The organism is Caulobacter sp. GW821-FHT11E10, from assembly GCF_058808375.1.
The window spans coordinates 442,520-461,020 of record NZ_JBXARP010000005.1 but is presented as its reverse complement, the minus strand read 5'-3'; the positions used below and the strand labels follow the sequence as shown (position 1 = coordinate 461,020).

The 18,501-nt window shown below is 68.4% G+C and carries 14 protein-coding genes; 5 read left to right on the top strand and 9 right to left on the bottom strand.

From position 1 onward, the window contains the following. Positions 1–6: 6 nt before the first annotated feature. From AC1RRV_RS13005 to AC1RRV_RS12980, 6 genes are all read right to left on the bottom strand, one after another. A complete protein-coding gene (locus tag AC1RRV_RS13005; RefSeq protein WP_492860067.1) occupies positions 7–1,083 on the bottom strand; it encodes a FecR family protein in 1,077 nt (358 codons plus the stop codon). Continuing rightward, a complete protein-coding gene (locus tag AC1RRV_RS13000; RefSeq protein ID WP_492860066.1) occupies positions 1,080–1,592 on the bottom strand; it encodes an RNA polymerase sigma factor in 513 nt (170 codons plus the stop codon). The genes AC1RRV_RS13005 and AC1RRV_RS13000 overlap by 4 nt, the downstream gene beginning before the upstream one ends. 102 nt (positions 1,593–1,694) lie before the next feature. Then, a complete protein-coding gene (locus tag AC1RRV_RS12995; protein WP_492860065.1) occupies positions 1,695–3,119 on the bottom strand; it encodes a CapA family protein in 1,425 nt (474 codons plus the stop codon). Positions 3,120–3,133: 14 nt separating this feature from the next. Further along, positions 3,134–4,786 carry a M61 metallopeptidase family protein gene (locus AC1RRV_RS12990; RefSeq protein WP_492860064.1) on the bottom strand — a complete coding sequence of 551 codons (1,653 nt, stop codon included), beginning with the start codon at positions 4,784–4,786 and terminating at the stop codon, positions 3,134–3,136. A gap of 14 nt (positions 4,787–4,800) precedes the next feature. Further along, entirely contained in the window at positions 4,801–6,234 is a 1,434-nt protein-coding gene (locus AC1RRV_RS12985; RefSeq protein WP_492860063.1) for a CapA family protein, read from the bottom strand. A gap of 14 nt (positions 6,235–6,248) precedes the next feature. Further along, complete coding sequence (locus tag AC1RRV_RS12980; RefSeq protein ID WP_492860062.1) at positions 6,249–7,913, bottom strand: M61 metallopeptidase family protein; 1,665 nt, start codon at positions 7,911–7,913, stop codon at positions 6,249–6,251. Between the two features lie 171 nt (positions 7,914–8,084). Here AC1RRV_RS12980 and AC1RRV_RS12975 point away from each other — a divergent pair, with 171 nt between their 5' ends. The 5 genes from AC1RRV_RS12975 to AC1RRV_RS12955 are packed head-to-tail and all read left to right on the top strand — an operon-like array spanning position 8,085 to position 14,489. Beyond that, positions 8,085–9,623, top strand: a complete 1,539-nt coding sequence (locus AC1RRV_RS12975) for a S10 family serine carboxypeptidase-like protein (RefSeq protein ID WP_492860061.1) — start codon at positions 8,085–8,087, stop codon at positions 9,621–9,623. After that, positions 9,620–10,840, top strand: coding sequence for an MFS transporter (locus tag AC1RRV_RS12970; protein ID WP_492860060.1), 1,221 nt, complete (start codon positions 9,620–9,622; stop codon positions 10,838–10,840). Before AC1RRV_RS12975 ends, AC1RRV_RS12970 begins: the two co-directional genes overlap by 4 nt. A gap of 12 nt (positions 10,841–10,852) precedes the next feature. Further along, positions 10,853–12,070, top strand: a complete 1,218-nt coding sequence (locus AC1RRV_RS12965; protein WP_492860059.1) for an aminotransferase class V-fold PLP-dependent enzyme — start codon at positions 10,853–10,855, stop codon at positions 12,068–12,070. After that, positions 12,067–13,551: a M20/M25/M40 family metallo-hydrolase gene (locus tag AC1RRV_RS12960; protein WP_492860058.1), complete on the top strand. Its 1,485-nt coding sequence runs from the start codon at positions 12,067–12,069 to the stop codon at positions 13,549–13,551. The genes AC1RRV_RS12965 and AC1RRV_RS12960 overlap by 4 nt, the downstream gene beginning before the upstream one ends. Further along, positions 13,548–14,489, top strand: a complete 942-nt coding sequence (locus AC1RRV_RS12955) for an ornithine cyclodeaminase family protein (protein ID WP_492860057.1) — start codon at positions 13,548–13,550, stop codon at positions 14,487–14,489. Before AC1RRV_RS12960 ends, AC1RRV_RS12955 begins: the two co-directional genes overlap by 4 nt. Before the next feature lie 151 nt (positions 14,490–14,640). On the opposite strand, the gene AC1RRV_RS12950 is transcribed toward AC1RRV_RS12955, so the two are convergent. From AC1RRV_RS12950 to AC1RRV_RS12940, 3 genes are all read right to left on the bottom strand, one after another. Next, positions 14,641–15,813 (bottom strand): carboxynorspermidine decarboxylase, encoded by a 1,173-nt coding sequence (locus AC1RRV_RS12950; RefSeq protein WP_492860056.1) that lies wholly within the window; start codon positions 15,811–15,813, stop codon positions 14,641–14,643. Positions 15,814–15,826: 13 nt separating this feature from the next. Then, positions 15,827–17,032, bottom strand: a complete 1,206-nt coding sequence (locus AC1RRV_RS12945; protein WP_492860055.1) for a saccharopine dehydrogenase family protein — start codon at positions 17,030–17,032, stop codon at positions 15,827–15,829. 312 nt (positions 17,033–17,344) lie between these two features. Then, entirely contained in the window at positions 17,345–18,319 is a 975-nt protein-coding gene (locus AC1RRV_RS12940) for an alpha/beta hydrolase (protein ID WP_492860054.1), read from the bottom strand. Between the last annotated feature and the right edge of the window lie 182 nt (positions 18,320–18,501).

Here is an 18,501-nt window from a genome sequence, read left to right as displayed (position 1 = left end):
GGGGGCCTAGCCCGGCCTGGCTCGGCCGGCGCCCGCGAACAGCGCAACCCCGTCACCCGAAGTGCGCGCTTGCACGCCAAACCCCGCGGCCAGTCCCTGCACCAGGGCTTCGGTATCGCCCGCCCGGAAGACCCCGGAAATCCGCAGCCGCCCCGTCGCCGGATCCCCAACCGACAATGGTTTCGCCGCATAGCGGTTCATGCGCTGGACAACGAGGTCCAAGGGTTCGTCATTGAACACCAGCAGCCCCCCCTCCCAGGACAGCGACCGTTCCGGATCGACCGGTTCGAGCGCCGCGACCTGCGTCGCCAACTGGGCCGGCGAGCGTTCGGGCATGATCAGTTCGCGACCCGGCGTAAGCAAGCGTTCCGCTGGGGCCCGACCGATCTCGATCGGCGCCATGGCGTCCGGCTTGCCGGCCTGGGCTTCACGCTTCAGCACGGCCACATGCCCCTCGTAGAGCACGACCCGCACCTCGGCGTTGATCAGCTCGACGCTGAAGGCGGTGCCGGTGGCGACGACCATCTTGTCGGCGGCGGTCACAGAGAAGGGTCGCAGCGCGTCCTTGGCGACGTCGAACTTGGCCCGGCCCCGATCCAGCCACAGCCGCCGCTTGTCGCCGGTGTAGCGGACCTTCACGACCGTGTCGGCGTCCAGCGAGAGCTTGGAGCCGTCCTTCAGCGCCACGACGCGGCGCTCGCCCACGCCTGTCTCGTAGGCCTGTGGCGTCCAACGCATCCACAGCAGCCCGCCGCCGACGGCCAGCAGAAGGGTCGCGGCGATCAGCCCGCCGATCAGTTCGCGCGAGAAGAACGGACGCTTGCTCCGGCGCATGCTGCGACGGGCCGAGGCCAGGGCCTGCTGACGGAGCGCCGCCATCGGCTCGGCGCTGGCGTAGCGGTCGACCGAGCGCCAGGCGCCCATGACTTCTTCGAGCAGTTCGCCATGGCGCGGATCAGCGTCGATCCAGGCGTCGAACTCGGCTTGTTGCTCGGATGTCAGCTCGCTCTCCGCCAGGCGCACGGCCCAGGCGGCGGCGGCTTCGACCGCGGCGTCGGTGGAATGGGTCGAGAAGGCGCTCACCGGTCGCCTCCTAGTCGTTCGCGCAACCAAGCGCTAGCGCGAATGACGTGCTGCTCCACCGTGCGCACCGAGATCCCGAGCATGTCGGCGATCTCACGCTGCTTCATGTTTTCCAGGCGAAACAGGATGAAGATTGTCCTCGTACGCTCGGGCAATTCGCGCAGGGCGTTGACGACGGTCGCCAGCGACTGGCGCGCCTGCAGCACACGATCGGGGTCAAGTTCCTCCACCCGCGCGGCTTCGTTGGCGCCGAGCCCCTGTTGATAGATAGCCCGCACCTTCATCCGACGGCCCCGATCGCGCAGCAGATTGGCGGCGATCTGGAAGACGTAACCATCGGGACGCGAGGCGTCGATGGCCGATCCACGCTCGGCCACACGCATCAACACTTCCTGGGTCAGGTCCTCGGCCTCCGGATGGTTGCGGATACGCCGCAGAAAGAAGGCCATCAACGCCGGCCGGAAGCGCTTGCTCATGGCGTTGGCGACGGCCTCGGTGTGGGGCTGCAACGACTTTGGCTCCGGCGGAATACAAGGCACTCGCTGTTATTACGCGCGGTCCCCCAACTTCCACATGCCCTGTCGTCGCAGACCGCCCTCGCGCCTACCCGATCAGCGGATTCGGATCAGCCCGGTTGCGCCTTTGATCTCGATCTTAGTGCCGAACCGCGCCGAGTCCGCCTGCAGCTGAGTCAGGATACGCGTCGCCGCCTCGCCCTCCGCCAGGCGCGGCAGGCCCCGCAAGGCGCGATCGCCACCACCGCCGAGGTCAATAGGATAGAGCCGCACCTGCTTCTCGCGCCCCTTGGCGTCGTAGTCGACCACCGCGATCGCGCCCTCCAGCCAGCGCGACGGCGTTCCCCCGCCGCTCTTTCCGCCGCCCGAGCTCGGCTTGGGCGCGTGGCCGTCCAGATCCGGCCACATGCGGAAGACCGTCTCCTGCATGGCCTTGATCTGGGCCTTCAGCATGAACAGACCCATGCCGTAGAGCACCGGCTTGCCCTTGTAGATCTCGATGCCGCGCAGGGCATGAGGGCCGCCGCCCAGGATCACGTCGGCGCCGGCGTCCACGCACTGGTGGAACAGCTTGATCAGGAAGTCCGGCGGCGCGGGGGTGTCGTCGTCCAGGCCCGTGGCGCTCTCGTGCGCGTGGATCGTGAACACCACGAGATCGGCGGCGTCCTTGGCCTCGCGCACCGCTCTCAGCAACGCGGCCTGGTCGTGGAGCTCCATCTCATAGGCGATGCGCGGGCCAGAGCCGGGCTCGAGGCGATAGATCTCGTCGCCGAACGTGACGTCGCGGGCGTCGGGCCTGGGCGCCCGCGCCAAGGGCGAGGCGCGCTCTGTAGCCAAGGCCCGGACGGCGGCCATCTGCTCGGCGTTGACCAGGTTCACCTTGCGCAGGCGCAGCGTGCTGATGCCCGGCCGGGCCGGCACACCGCCCTCCGAAGCGTCGTTGGCGCCGGCGTTGACCTTGAACGTCGAAGCGGTCGAGACCAGCGCCACCTTGCCCTTGGGCGTGGCCAGAACTCCCGCCTTGCGCGCCTCGGCCAGGCTCATGCCACTGCCGGAGTGAACGATGCCGACGCCGTCCAGCAGACGGCCGGCCTCGATCACGCCCTCCCAGCCCCAATCGGTGGAGTGGTTGTTGGCCATCGACGCCATGTCGACGCCCATGGCCTTCATGTCGCCGGCCAGCGAGGCCTCGCCATACATCTGGCCATGGCCGTAGGGCTGGCCCCTGAAGGTCGGCAGGTCGAGGATGACGCCCTCGCGGTTGCCGATCGCCACGTCGCCGCCCCGCACGATCTCCAGCGCCTTCTGGAACGGGATGTCCGGATTGTCGGCGGTCGGCCGCGAATTGAGCAGGTCGCCGATCGCCACCAAGCTGAACGGCCCCTTGATCGAGGCGCGCTTGGCCGGCGTCTTCAGATAGTCCTCGGGCTCGTTGGACAGGCGCGGCGCCTGGGCCAGCGCCGGGGACATGGCGGCGGAGGCGAGCAAGCCCAAAGCCAGGCGACGGGAAAGCTTGGTCATCGTCTCGTTCCCCGTCACTTGCAGGCGCTCTCGGGAACGTCGGTGCGCTCCCACTGGTAGGCGTCACGCAGCTCGCCGCGCGGCAGGTAGCTGATGTCGAAGGTCTGATCGCCGCGCGTCACGTGCATGGTCACCATCATGCTGGGGTCGCGCTGGGCCCCGTCGGTGCTGCTCTGGTAGCTGACCTTGTCGCCCTCCTTCAGCCCCGCCTTGGCGGCGTTGGAGTCGGGACGCAGGTTCTCCACGACCGAGCGGCGGGTGATTTCCGGCCCGCCAAAGCCGAGGTCGTAGCGCGGGATCTTCACCGCGACGCGGCGGAAGCACGGGCCGTAGTCGTCGGATTCCGGGACCAGGCGCGCCTGGCCCGACATCATCGCCTTGTGGATCGCCGGCCCCTCCTCGCCCAGCTCCTTGCGGAGCATGTCGACCCAGGTCTGCTCGGTGATCGTCTTCTCCTCGCGGTCCAGCTGGACCATGGCGCGGATCAGGTCGTCGACCGAACGCTTGCCACCCGAGGCGCGACGGATCTTGCCGTTCAGCACCGCGAAATAGATCGCGCCGCGATCGTAGGACAGCACGTTGTAGCGCATGTCCGACCAGAACTTCGGCAGGACCTCGCTGTCGGGCGCGTGCATCACGTCGTTGGTGTAGTAGCGCGCCGCCGTCAGATTGATGTCGGCCAGGCGCTTTTCGATCGGGAACAGACCGGCGCGCCAGGGCAGCTGGGTCTGGTAGTAGACGGCGTTGCCCTCGCTGTACCACTTGCCGATGTCGGCGGCGGTCCAGGTGTGGGTCATCTCGTGGCCCAGCAGGTACTGCACACTCTGCGGCGTGGTGCGCGCGTTGTAGCCGACCACGAAGGCCATCGGCGCGGCGACGCCGTTGCCGCTGGGATTGTCGCGCATGAAGACGTGGTAGGGCAGCTCCTTCGGGTCGGCGAAGAACTTGCTCATATAGCCGTGCAGCTTGCTGGCCCACTGCATGGTTCCGCGCACGTCAAAGCTCGGATTCCCCGTCCAGACCGCGCTGAACGCGCCCTTCTGGGGCTCCGGCTCGCGCTTGATCTGGCCGACCATCATCATGACATAGGTCAGGCGGGTCAGCGGCATCGAGGCGATGTCGACATTGCCTTCCCCCAGCGCCGTGACCGCGCTCGAGCCGGCCGGCATCTGGGAAAGGTCCCAGTCCAGGGTGAAGTGGTACCGGGCCGAGGTCTGCGGCGGCAGGACGAGCAGCATATTGGCGATGCCGAACATTCCCGGTCCGTCGACGTGCGGGATGGTCGACAGCCCGCCGCCGACGGCGTTGTCGATCGGACGGCGATAGCGGACCACCAGCTTGCCCTCGACGTCCCGGCTTGACGTCCAGGTGCGCGGCCCCATCGGATTGCCGGCGACCAGTGGCACGGCGCCCTTGTCGTCGGTCGCCGAGAGATCCTCCACCGCGAACTGGGCGCGAATGCCCGGCGCGCCGTTCAGGTGGCTGAGCAGGGTCTGGCCGGCGGGGACCTTCGTGCCCTCCACGGTCATGACAACGTCCAGCGTGGCCGTGCCCTTGTCGGTGTCGAGCTGCGACGGCTTGACCTGCAGCTTGAACAGCGGCTCGGCCAGAACTGGCGCGGCGAAGGCAAGACTCGCGGCGAGCGAGGCGACAAGAAGACGCTTCATGACAGGCTCTCGGATCAGGGAATGCGGATGAAGCCGACCGAGCCCTGGATCTCGATCTTGGCGCCGAAGGGCGCGGAGAACTTCTGGAGGTTGGCCAGGATGCGCTGGGCGTTGGCCGGGTCCGCCAGATAGGGCATGCCCCGCCGCATCGGCTCGTAGGTGTTGCCCAGGTCCAGCGGATAGATCTTCACCAGCGTCGCCTTGCCTGTGGCGTCGTAGTCCACGGTGGCGACCATGCCGTCGTACCAGCTGGCCGGGTTGCCGCCCGGACGCACCGAGCGCTCGGCCGGCGGGGGCGGCGGCGCGTGGCCGGTGGCGTCGGGGAAGACCTTCAGTGCCGTTTCCTGCAAGGCCTTGATCTCGCCCCGGATGAAGAAGGCGCCCAGGCCGTAGAAGATCGGCTTGCCTTTGTAGATCTCGATGCCGCGCATGCCGTGCTGGCCATGGCCGAGGAAGGCGTCGCTGCCGGCGTCGATGGTGTCGTGCGCCAGCTTGATCAGGAAGTCCGGCGGGAACGGATCGTCATCATCGAAGCCGGTCGGGCTCTCATGGGCGTGAATGGTGAAGGCCATCAGATCGGCCTGCTCCTTGCCCTCGCGCACTGCCTTCAAGAGGGCCGCGTGGTCGTAGAGATCCATCTCGTAGGTCAGGCCAGGCTTGGCGGACAGACGATAGAGCTCCTCGCCGAGGGTGATATCGGTCGCCTCGGGCTTGGGCGCCGGCTTGTTCGGCGAGGCCAGTTGGGTCGCCAGCAGACGGACCTTGTCGAACTGGTCGGCGGTCAGCAGGTTCACCTTGCGCAGGCGCAGGGTGCTGATCCCCGGCCGGGCCGGCACGTCATTGAAGCGGTCATTGGCCCCGGCGTTGGCGCGGAAGCTGGAGGCCGTCCCGACCAGCCCCACCCTGCCCTTCGGCGTGTCGAAGAAAGCCGCGCGCCGCGCTTCGGACAGGGTCTTGCCCCCGCCGGCATGGACGACGCCGGCCTCGTCCAGCAGGCGCTGGCTCTCGATCAGGCCTTCCCAGCCCCAGTCGGTGGAGTGGTTGTTGGCCATGGTCAGCATGTCGATTCCCAGGTCCTTGGCGTCCTTGGCCAGCGAAGCCTCGCCCCACAGCATGCCGCTGCCGTAGCCCTGGCCCTTGAAGGTCGCGAGGTCGAAGAACATCCCCTCGCGATTGGCGATGGTCACGTCCCCGGCCCGCGACAGGGCGAAGACCTTCTGCATCTCGGGATCGGGCCGGTCGGCGACCGGGTGCGAATAGAGCTGCTCGCCCAAGGCCACCAGGGTGAAAGGTCCCTTGATCGAGGCCGGCTTGGGCGGGGTCTTGAGGAAGTCCTGCGGTTCGTTCGAGGGGCGCTGCGGCCTGGGCGCGGCGTCCTGCGCCAGTGCGGGAACGGCCGTCAGAAGCGACGCGGCCAGGAGGGCCGAAACGAAACGGGTCGTGGTCATGGCTTGTCTCCCAATCACTTCTTGCACGCGGTTTCGGGCGCGCCGGCGACGCGTTCCCACTGGTAGGCGTCCACGGCTTCGCCGCGCGGCAGGTAGGTCAGCGGGAAGGTCTTGCCCTCGCGCGTCACCTGGTAGGTCAGGGTGCGGGTCACATCGCCCTGCACCGCATCCATGGCCACGCCATAGGCGATCTTGTCGCCGTCGCGCAGGCCGGCCTTGGCCGCTTCGCTGTCCGGCTTCAGGCCCTTGATGATCTTGTCGGGCGAGACGATCGAGCTGGGATCGAAGCCCAGGTCGAAGCGGCGGATCTTCCGGGTCGTCCGCTGGAAGCAGGGCCCGAAATCGCCGGACTCCGGCAGGATCAGCTGGCCGGCCATCATCGCCTTGTGGACGGCCGGACCGTCCTCACCGATCTCCTTGCGCAGCATGTCCAGCCAGATCGTCTCGGTGATCGGCTGGTCCGCGCGCTCGCGATTGACCATCGCCAGGATCAGGTCATCGATCGAGCGCTTGCCGCCCGAAGCGCGCTTGATCTTGCCGTTCAGCACCGCGAAGTACATCGCGCCCCGGTCATAGGGCAGCACGCGGATCCGGGTGTCCTCCCAGAAGCGCGGCACGACCTGATCCTCAGGCGTGTTGTTCAGCAGGTTGGTGTAGTAGCGGCTGGCGGTCTTGTTGATCCCGTCCAGGTACTGCTCGGTCGTCATCAGCCCCGCTCGCCAGGGCAGGAGCTCCTGGTAGAAGACCGCGTTGCCCTCGCTGTACCACTTGCCGATATCGGCGGCGGTCCAGGTGTGGGTCATCTCGTGGCCCAGGATCGACTTGATGCTGTCGCCGGTGACGCCCTTGCCCCAGGTGACCAGGAACGAGTGCGGATAGGCCGCCCCGCCGCCGGCGTTCATCGGGTTCAGTCGCATGAACACGCGGTACGGCGGCTCGGTCTTGTCCTGGAAGAAGCCGCTCATCCAGGTGTGCAGCTTGGCCGTCCAGGCCATGGCCGGAACCGGATCGAACGGCGGCTGGCCGGTCCAGACGGCCGAGAACGGGCCATGGTCGGCGCGCTTGATCGTGCCCGCCATCAGGACGATGTGGCCAAAGCGGTTGGCCGGTCCCGCCGGCAACTCGACGTCACCGTCGCCGTAGCTCGAAACGCCCTTGGCGCCCGGGGCCATGCCCGACAGATCCCAGTGCAGGGTCAGACGGTACGGACCCTTCAGGTTCGGTTGAGCGACCAGGGCGACGCCCTCGGCCGAGAGGCCGTCACCATCGATGCGCAGGTTGATCGGCGGCCCGCCGGCGACTGGAGGAACGTTCTCCAGCGGCAGGCGGTAGCTGATCGTCAAGTCGCCCTTCACCGCCCGATCCGAAGTCCAGCCCTTGCCGCCCTTGGGCGCGATCAGGGCCACCGGGCCGGCGGAGTCGGTGACGGTCATGTCGGCGACCGGCTGCGGTCGACCGGCGCCCGGAATGGCGGTCGCCAGGTTCACAATGCTCTCGCCGGCGGCGATGTCGACGGCCTGGGCCGTGAGGGTGATCTTCACCTCGCCCTTGTTCTCGGCCTCGCTGATCTTGCCCGGCGCGATCGTCGCCTTCATCAGCGGCGCGGGCGCCTGGGCCATCGCCCCACCCGCCCCCGCCAGAAGCGCTACAGCCGCGGTCGCCGCCAACCATCTGGACATTCGAACATCCCCCGTACGCGGCCCTGACCAGCGGTCGAGCCTTCATCGAGTAATACGTCCCGCCATCGAAAACCCCGGCGGTCGTCTCGCGTCGAAAACCGCACCGGGATCATCCGCCCCCCTGCGTATTAGGTCTGACGATCTCGAGCAGCTCATGGGGAGGGCGAGCGGGTGACACGACGCCATACGACCGGTCGCTGGGGCGGCCTGCTCATCGGCCTCGCCGCGGGGCTGCTGGCCATGGGCTCGGCGCACGCCGCCGACAGCGAGCCTCCAACCGCCATCACCCGCCATGTCCTCAAGGTCGGCGGAAGAACCCTGGCCTACGAGGCCGAGGCTGGGCGCATCCCGATCAAGGAGGTCGCGACCGGCGAGTCCCTGGGCCACCTGTTCTACGTCGCCTATCGCGCGCCGCCGGCGGCGGGGAAGGTCAGACCGATCACCTTCATCTGGAACGGCGGTCCGGGCGCGGCCAGCGCGTCGCTGAACTTCGAAGGCTTCGGCCCCAAGCGGATCGAAGGACAGAACCTGGTCGACAACGCCGACACCTGGCTGACCGACAGCGACCTCGTCTTCCTGGACGCCATGGGCGTGGGCTTCTCACGCGCGGTCAGCCTCCAGGCGCAGGAGAGCTTCACCAGCATCGTCGGCGACATCGCCGCCACCACCGAGTTCATCCGCGTCTACCTGTTGCGTCACAACGCCGAGGAACGCCCGCTGATCGTCGCCGGCCAGAGCTATGGCGCCGGCCGCGCTGGGGCTTCGGCCCACCAACTGCTCAAGCGCGGCTTCGACGTCCGGGGGATCGCCCTGATCTCCAACACCCAGGGCCTGCCACGCTATCCCGAGGAAGAGCTCCTGGCCGACGCCATGCATGTCGGCGACTACGCGGTGGCGGCGCTCTACTACAAGAAGCTGCCGCCCGAGCTGGGGGCGACACCCGCCGAGGCGCGGGCCCGTGCCGAGCAGTGGGCGCGGGAGATCTACATCCCGGCCCTACGCCGCCGCGACCGGCTGACCGAAGCCGAGCGCGCGGCCCTGATCGCCGACCTAGCTCGCCGCATTGGCCTCGCGCCCAAGGACATCGACGACAAGACCTTGAGCCTGACCCAGGGCAAGTTCCTGGGGACGCTGGTCCCGGGTCGCCTGCCCTACTATCTCGATTATCGGAAGCTGATGCCCTACCGCACGCCATCCCTGGCGCTGGGCGTTCGCTACACGCGCCGTGACCTCGGCTATCCGACCGACCTGCCCTATCTGCCTGTCGAGCCCCTGACGGACGGCTTCGCTCCGACCGGGACCTATCCGCCGACCGTCAACGAAGCCTGGCTGCACTCGAACGTCTATGGCGCGACCCGCGAGCAGGTCGCCGCCGCCCAGGCCGAGTTCGCCAAGAGCGGCCGCATCGGCATGGGCAGCTACGGCCCCCGCCTGCCCGGCGCCGCCGAGGCCATGGCGCTCTCGTTCCAACTGAGAGTCATGGTGGCGCACGGCGCCTACGATCCTCTGGGCGGATGTTCGATGGACGCCGAGCGGGGCCGTCGCATAGCCTCCCCCTATCGGGAGGCGGTGAGCATGCATTGCTATCTGGCGGGCCACGCCATCTATCGCGACGCCCCGGCCCGCGCCCAGTTCGCCGCCGACATGCGCGCCTTCGCGCGCGGCGTCGTCCAGTCCTCGAAACCAGCCCCGATCAAGGAAGCGCCATGAGCGTCACGTCCGAGTCCGCCGGCCGCCGCAGCGGCGCGGCCACGATCTTCATCTGCTTCCTGGCCGCCCTGCTGGAAGGGGCCGACATCGTCTCGATGGGGCTGGCCGCGCCGTCGGTGGCCAAGGCCTTCCACTTCAACCCGACCCAGATGTCCTACATCCTGACCGCCGCCATCGTCGGCCTGATGGTCGGCGCGGCGGCCGGCGGTCGCCTGGGCGACTGGATCGGCCGCAAGTGGGTGCTGATCTGGGCCTTCGTCGTGCTCGGCGTGTTCTCGATCCTCTCGGCGCATGCCGGCGACCTGAACCAATTCATCGGCGTGCGCTTCCTGGCCGGCCTGGGCATCGGCGCGGCCTTCCCCAACCTGATCTCGATCGCCGCCGAGGCCGCGCGGCCCGACCGTCGCGCCACCGGCGTGGGCCTGATGTTCGCCGGCCAGCCGACCGGCGGCTCGCTGCTGGGCCTGTTCGTCGCCAGTCAGGCCGGGCAGATGGACTGGACCCACATCTTCTACATCGGCGGGTTCGGGCCTCTGCTGCTGCTGCCGGTGCTGATCTTCGCCCTGCCGGAATCCGAGACCTTCAAGCAGGCCAAGGACGCCACCCAGACCACCCGGCCGCCCCCGACCGCCTTCGCGCTGTTCGGCCAGGGCCGGGCGCCGATCACCCTGCTGATGTGGCTCGCCTATGGCTTCACCCAGGTCATCGTCTATCTGCTGAACAACTGGCTGCCGACCTTGATGGTCGCCAAGGGCTTCACGCCGCAGCAGGCCGGAATGATCTCGGCGATCGAGAACGGCGGGGCGGTGCTGGGCTGCATCGTCCTGGCGATGATCACCGATCAGGGCCGCCTGCGCGGCGTACTGATCACCGCCTACCTGGCCGTCATCGCCGGCCTGTGGGGCCTGGGCGCGGCGCAGGGCTTCTGGCCGGTCGCCATGGTCGGGATCGTCGTCGGCTTCTTCGCCATCGGCGGCCAGCTGGTGCTCTACACCCTGGCGCCGGGCTACTACCCGACCCTGGCGAGGGCCACCGGCGTCGGCTCGGCGGTCTCGTTCGGACGCCTGGGCGGCATCGCCGGTCCGCTGGCGGCGGGCAAGCTGCTGGCTCTGGGACTGGCCCCAGCCGCCGTGCTGCTGGCGGCGACGCCCTGCGCGGCCCTCGCGGGTCTCGCCGCCGTCGGCCTGACCTTCCTTCGCAAGCCGGCCGAGCTCTAGAGGAGACCCGACATGCGAGGTCCCAAGCCCAGCCGTCGGGTCCTGCTGGCGGGCATGCTTGCCGCCGGTCCGGCGACGGCCGCTCCCCTTCAGGTCCCGCCCCCCACGCCCGCCTCGCCCTTGGACGTACGGGCCGACTTCCCGATCGTGGGCAACGGGCGGACCTTCCTGAACGCCGCCTATATCACCCCGATCCCCCGCCAGGTCGTCGCCGCGACGACCGCCTTCGCCGAGGCCAAGGCCACGCGGCCCATGGAGGTCGGCGAGCTGATGAGGGGCTGCGAAAAGGTGCGCGGCCAGTTCGCGCGGCTGATCAACGCGTCGCCCGACGAAGTCGGCCTGCTGTTCTCCACCGCCGAAGGCGAGAACGTCGTCGCCAACGGCCTGGAGCTGAAGCCCGGCGACAACGTCGTCATCGACGACCTGCACTACGATACCGAGTTCGTGCTCTATCGCCGCCTGGAGAAGACCCGAGGCATCCAGCTGCGCATCGCCCGCAATCGCGGCGGCGCGGTCGAGGCCAAGGACTTCGAGCCTTTGATCGATGACCGCACGCGACTGGTTTCGGTCGCCTGGGTCTCGCACCGCAACGGCTTCCGCCACGAGATGAAGCCGCTCTGCGACCTGGCCCACGCCCGCGGCGCGCTCGTCTATGCCGACGCCATCCAGGCGACAGGAACAGTGGCCGTCGATGTAAAGGCGGCCGACGTCGATTTCCTGTGCGCCGGTGGCTACAAGTGGCTGCTGGCCGGCTGGGGCGTCGCGCCCTTCTACGTCCGTCGCGAGCTCTCTCAGCGCCTGGCCCTGGACCGCTATGGCGAATTCCACGCCGACCGCGAACTGCCCGATGGCGACTTCCAGATCGACGCCACCGCCCGCCGCTTCGACTATTCCAGCCGTGCGTTCGGCGAGGCGCATGCGTTGGGCGCGGGCCTGGCCTATCTCGAAGGCCTCGGCGTCCCGCGTATCGAGGCCCATACCGTCGGCCTGGCGCTGGAGCTGCAGAAGGGCCTCGCCGCCCAGGGCCACAGGCTGATCACGCCCATGGGCAATCGCGCGCCGATCGTCGCCTTCGAGACCCCCCAGGCCATGGATACCGTCCGCGCCGCCTTCGCCGCCGCCAGGATCGAGGTCACCGTGCGCGGCGGCCGGGTGCGCATCGCCCCGGCCCTCTTCAACACAAGCGAGGACATCGCCCGCTGCCTGGCCGTCACGCGAGGCCTGGCATGAGGCCCATCCTCCTGGCAGCCGTCCTGGTCCTGCCCCTGGCCACGACCGCCCGGGCCGAGACAGCCTCAACGACGCGCATGGCGGCGGACATCGCCGCCCTGTCCGCCGACGCGATGGAGGGCCGTTTTCCAGGAACCGCCGGCGAGACCAAGGCCCTCGCCTGGATCGAGAAGGCCTTCGCTGACGCCGGTCTCAAACCCGCCGGCGCCAAGGGCTGGCGCCAGCCCGTGCCGCTGGTCGCCCGCATGCCGAACACCGCGCGCCTGACCGCTCGCATGGGCGGCCAGGTTCTGGACCTCTCCACCGAGGTTATCCTGCTGGGTGCGAGCGCGCGCGAGACGATCACCGACGCGCCTCTGGCCTTCGCCGGCTACGGCGACCAGCTCAACGACATCAATCTCGCCGGCGCCATCGTCCTGTTCCGTGACGCCGACAGCCCGGTCGAGACCGCGCCTCGGCCAATCGACGCCACGACCCGCACCGCCGCCCTAAGGGCCGCCGGCGCCCGCGCCGCGCTGGCCATCCTGCCCGACGCGGCCTTCGACAAGCGCAGGGCGCGGACGTTCCCGACCCTACAGCTGCCACAGGACCAGGCCTTCGAGATTCGGGGTTTCATCCGCGAGTCCGCCGCGCGGCGGCTGGTCGGCGACCTGGCGGTGCTGGACGCGGCGGCGGCCAGGCCGGACTTCCGCCCGACGCTCCTGCCCGCGCGGATCGACGCGACGGCCGTCACCCAGGTCCACCCTTTCGTCTCCGCCAATGTCGTCGGCCGTATCGCGGGGACAAAGCCCGGGGCCGGCGCGGTGCTCTATACCGCGCACTGGGACGCCTTCGGCCGCTGCCGGCCGGCCGAGCCCGATGCGATCTGCAACGGCGCCGTCGACAACGCCAGCGGCGTCGCCGGCGTCCTGGAGGTCGCGCGCCTGTTCCGCGCCGGTCCGCCGCCGGAGCGCGACATCCTCTTCATCGCCACGACCGCCGAGGAGCACGGCCTGCTGGGCAGCCGCGCCTATGTCGCCGCCCCGGCCGCGCCGCTGGCCCAGACGGTCGGCTCGATCAACATCGACACCATAGCCCTCTACGGAAGGGGGCATCCGGTCGGCTATGTCGGCGCGGGCCTGACCAGCGCCGATCCGCTGCTGGCGGACTTGGCGGCTGAGCAGCATCGCGTGCTGGATCCCGGCGGCGGCGCGCGGTTCGTCTACAAGAGCTCGGACGCCTGGCCGCTTTTGAGGGCGGGCGTGCCGGCTTTCGTGCTGTCCGGGGTGATCTCGCGCGTCGGGCCGGACAAGGGCCAGGCCTTCACCGACTTCATCGCCAAGCGCGTCCACACGCCGGCCGACGAGCTAACGCCCGAGGTCGACCTCTCCGGCGCGGCCGAGGACGTCGACCTCAGCTATCGCGCCGGCCTGGCCTTCAGCCGCGCTGACGCCCGCGTGGACTTCCAGCCCAGCTCGCCGTTCCAGAGCCCCGCCCGATGAAGATCATCGACGCCGAGACCGTCCGCCGTCGGCTGACCTACGCGGCCTGCATCCCGCTCGTGCGCGAGGCGATGATCGCCTTCTCGACCGGCCGGACCCGGCAACTGTTGCGTTCGGTCATCCCGCTAGCGGACGGCCACATGTTCGGGATCATGCCCGGCGCCCTGGCCGCCGATGGCGTGTTCGGGGCCAAGCTGGTCAGCGTCTGGCCCGAGAACTTCGCGGCCGGCAAACCATCGCACCAGGGCGTCATCGTGCTGTTCGACCCGATCGGCGGCGCGCCGACCTGCATCGTCGACGCCAGGGCGGTCACCGCCATCCGCACGGCCGCCGCCAGCGCCGTCGCCACCGACGCCCTCGCCCGCCCCGACGCCACGCGCCTGGCCATCCTGGGCTATGGCGAGCAGGCCGAAGGCCATGTCCGCGCGCTCGCCGAGGTTCGGCCGATCCGGGAGGTCCGCGTCTGGGGTCGTGATCCCGACCGCGCGACCGCCTTCGCCCGGCGGATGACCGCCGAGTCCGGCGTCGCGATCACCGCCGCGCGCAGCGTCGAGGCCGCGGTCGACGGCGCCGACATCATCTGCACCTGTACGAATGCGGCGGAGCCGATCCTGTACGGCCGCTGGCTGGATCCGGGCGTCCACATCAATCTGGTCGGCTCCAGCATCGCCGGTCCCGCCGAGGTCGACGCCGAATTGGTGGCGATATCGCGCTTCGTCGTCGACAGCCGCGCCGGCGCCCTGGCCCAAGGCGCGGAGTTCCTCCGCGCCAAGGCGGCAGGCCGGGTGGACGACGACCACATCGTGGGCGAGATCGGCGAGGTGCTGGCTGGACGGGTCGCCGGCCGCGAGCGCCCCCCGCAGATCACCGCCTACAAGTCCCTGGGCCATATTGTTCAGGACCTGGCCTCGGCGGCCTTTCTTGGCTCTAGCGACTGAACAGCCCCTCGCGAGGCCTTGTCAGAGCGTGACCCCGTAGCTCCTTGCCGAGCGACGCATGCTGCTCACTAGGAAGTACCGCCGACGCTCATGCCCGTCCCGCTCCAGGTCTGACAAACTCCAGGGTCCAGCCCAGACGGCGAGATGAGCGTCAAGAAAGTCGGTCGCGGAAGTTGGCGTACTCGAACGTTCGGATCAGCTTCAGCCCATCCGTGTCGCTGTTCCACAAAGCGATGGCCGGCAAGGGCACGCCGTTGAAGGTGTTGGTCTTGACCATCGAATAGTGGGCTTGATCGAGGAAGGCGATGCGCGTTCCGGGCGCTGGGGCCGAGGCGAAGACGTAGTCGCCGATGATATCGCCGGCCAGGCAAGAGGGGCCGCCGATCCTGACCGTCACACCGTCTGGCCGCTCGCCCATCATCGCCGGCCGATAGGGCGCCTCGATGACATCGGGCATGTGGCAGGTGGCCGAGATGTCCGTGATGGCCACGAGCATGGCGTTGTTGAACGTGTCGAGAATCTCGCCGACCAGGATGCCCGCGTCCAGGGCGATGGCTTCGCCGGGCTCGAGATAGACCTCGACCCCATGCCGCTCGGCGATCTGGGCCAGCAGGGTGACCAAGTCATCGACCCTGTAGTCGGCGCGGGTGATGTGGTGGCCCCCGCCGAGGTTCAGCCATTTCAGCTTGCCCAGCATCCCCTCGAGCCGGGGCTCCAGCGAGGCCCAGATCCGCTGCAGGGGCTCGAAGCCTTGCTCGCACAGGGCATGGACATGCAGACCGTCGACGCCGTCCAGGTGCTCGGGTCGTAGCTGCGACACCGGAAAGCCCAGCCGCGAACCACGCTGGCACGGGTCGTATTTGGCGACCTCGGCCTCGCTGTGCTCGGGGTTCAGGCGCAGGCCGATGTCAAACGTCTCGCCACCCGCTCGCGCCGCCGCGATCAGGTCGGAAAACCGCGCCACCTGGTCGGGCGAGTTGAAGATCACCGAGTCCGACAGTCGCAGAATCTCGGGAAGATCCTCGCGCTTATAGGCCGGCGAATAGGTGGTCAGGTGGCCGCTATAGAACTCGCGGGCCAGCCGCGCCTCCCACAGGCCCGAGGCGCAGACCCCGTCCAGATACTCGCCCACAACGCCCGCCAGCGACCACATCGAGAACGCCTTCAGCGCCAGCAGCACCTTGGCGCCGGCGCGGTCGCCCACGTCCTTGAGGATGGCCAGGTTGCGGCGGACCGCAACCTCGTCGACCACGAAACAGGGTGAAGGCACGCGATTCAGATCGAACCGCGCGAATGCGCCGGGGCCGGCCGCCTTGGTTTCCATCCGTCAGGTCCGATCAGAAGGCCAGGGGGGCGTCCAGGTCCTGGATCTTCCAGGGCAGGCCGTGCTGGTTCAGCATGTCCATGAACGGGTCCGGATCCAGCTGTTCCATGTTGAACACGCCCGCGCCCTTCCACTGGCCGGTCAGCATCAGAGCCGCGCCGATCATGGCCGGCACGCCCGTGGTGTAGCTGACCGCCTGGTTGTTGGTCTCGGCGTAGGCTTCCTCGTGGTCGCAGATGTTGTTGATGTAGACCGTCCGGGTCTGGCCGTCCTTTTCGCCCGTGGCGATGGTGCCGATATTGGTCTTGCCCTTGGTGATCGGTCCCAAAGACGACGGCTCGGGCAGCAGCGCCTTGAGGAACTCGATCGGGATGATCTCGCGGCCCTGGAACATCATCGGCTCGATGCGGGTCATGCCGATGTTCTCCAGCACTTCCAGGTGCTTGAGATAGGAGTCGCCGAAGGTCATCCAGAAACGGATGCGCCGGATCTCCGGGTAGAACTTGGCCAGGGATTCCAGCTCCTCATGGTACATGAGGTACATGTTCTTCGGCCCCACCTGGTCGAAGTCGAACACCTGCTTGTGGCTCAGCGCCGGCCCTTCGACCCACTGACCGTTCTCCCAGTGCCGCGACGGAGCGGTCACTTCGCGCAGATTGATCTCGGGATTGAAGTTGGTGGCGAACGGCAGGCCGGTGTCGCCGCCGTTGCAGTCCAGGATGTCCAGAGTGTCGATCCGGTCCAGCAGGTGCTTCTTGGTGTAGGTGGCGAACACCGAGGTCACGCCCGGATCGAAGCCGCTGCCGAGCAGCGCCATCAGGCCCGCGTCCTTGAAACGGTCCTGATAGGCCCACTGCCAGCTGTATTCGAACTTGGCCACGTCGCGCGGCTCGTAGTTGGCGGTATCCAGATAATTCACGCCGGCCGCCAGACAAGCGTCCATGATCGCCAGGTCCTGGTAGGGCAGAGCCAAGTTGACCACGAGGGCGGGCCGCACGGCCTCGATCAGCGCCGTGGTCGCGGCGACGTCATCGGCGTCGAGCGCCGCCGTGTCGATGGTCACGCCGGTGCGCCGCTTCACGGACTCCGCGATAGCGTCACATTTCGACTTCGTGCGGCTCGCCAGCGTGATGCGCGAGAAAATGTCCGCGTTCATCGCCATCTTGTGGACAGCGACCGAACCCACGCCGCCCGCACCGATAACCAGCACCCTACTCATTGGGCTTCTCCTAATACCTAGCAACCTCCCCAACCTGCTCGCGCAGTCCAGGGGGGCGGCGTCTTATCACGTGGATCGCAATTCTCTAACTGCCCTCCCCTCATGATGAACGCGGCAGCTCTTCAAACGGTCTCGGACCTGGTGCGGGCGGTCGGCTGAGCGCCAGGAGCGGACCTAAGCCGAGATCCGGAAAGCAGAGGTTCGCACAGAATCTGGGTTCACCGATCGCCTCGCCGCCAAATGAGCCCGAACCACTCACGAACAGGTCGCCTTGGCTGTCAAAGCGCGGGCCTCGATCCGGATCCTGCAAGGCTAGCCGCGCGGATAGCCTTTCCGGGCGGCCCACGCGAGGAACAGTTCCGGCCAGGCCGCGGCCGGAAGGCCCTTGCGCATCCCGAAACCGTGGTCGCCTTCCTCGAAGACGTGCGCCTCCGCCGGAACCTTGGCCGCGCGCAACGCCGTCAGGTAGCCCAGGCTGTTTTCCACCGGCACGACGTCGTCGTTCCACGCGTGGACCAAGAAGGTTGGCGGGGTGGCGGCGTCGATGTGCTGACGCGGCGAATGACGGGCGATCGCTTCGGGTGACGGGTTCTGGCCAAGCAGAGACTTGGTCGAGAGGGCGTGGGCATAGGGCGGCGCCATGTCGATCACCGGGTAGATCAGCGCCGAGAGGTCCGGCCGGGTCACACCGGCGTCAGCGGCGTCGACGGGCGCGTAGGCCAGAGCATTGCGCGTCGCCAAGCTGGCCGCGAGGTGACCGCCCGCCGAGAACCCCATCGCCGCGACCTGCCGCGGATCGATGCCGAACCGGCCAGCGCCGTCGCGGATCAGGCGCATGGCGCGCTGCGCATCTTGCAGCGAGACCTCCGAGGGATCCGCCCAACCTCCGGCCGGCAGGCGGTAGCGCAGAATGAAACTGGTGATCCCAGCCTCGGCGAACCTCTGGGCCACTGCATAGCCCTCGCTGTCGAACCACTCGTTGAGATAACTGCCACCGGGGATGATCAACATCGCCGCCCCTGTCGGTCGCCTCGGCCGCAACAGGGTCATGTAGGGCAATCCAACCGACGTAGCGACCCGCAAGGGCTGGCCTTGAACATGGCGCGTCTCGACTTGCTCCTGGGGCAAGGCGGCCGGCGCGCCAGACGGACTGGCCGGCCACAATGGAAGATCCTCGCCGCCGTCCGGCGCGGATCGAGCGGTCGCGAGCGTGGGCGCGGCGGCGGCGGCGGCGGCCCCAAGGCCCAACAGATGCCGACGATCAAATCTGTCGGTGTCGTCGTGCATGGAGCCTCCCAGCCTCTTCGTCCGCTCAAGCGCGCCGTTCCATACCACGCCACCGGCGAACTTTCGATTCCTTCGCTTTTCTTTCGTTATGTTTCGAATTTACGTTGCGAGCGTTTCGGACCACCGGTACCACTGCGGTGAGCGCGCAAGCGCCGGGAGGACATGGGATCAGGACCACCGCT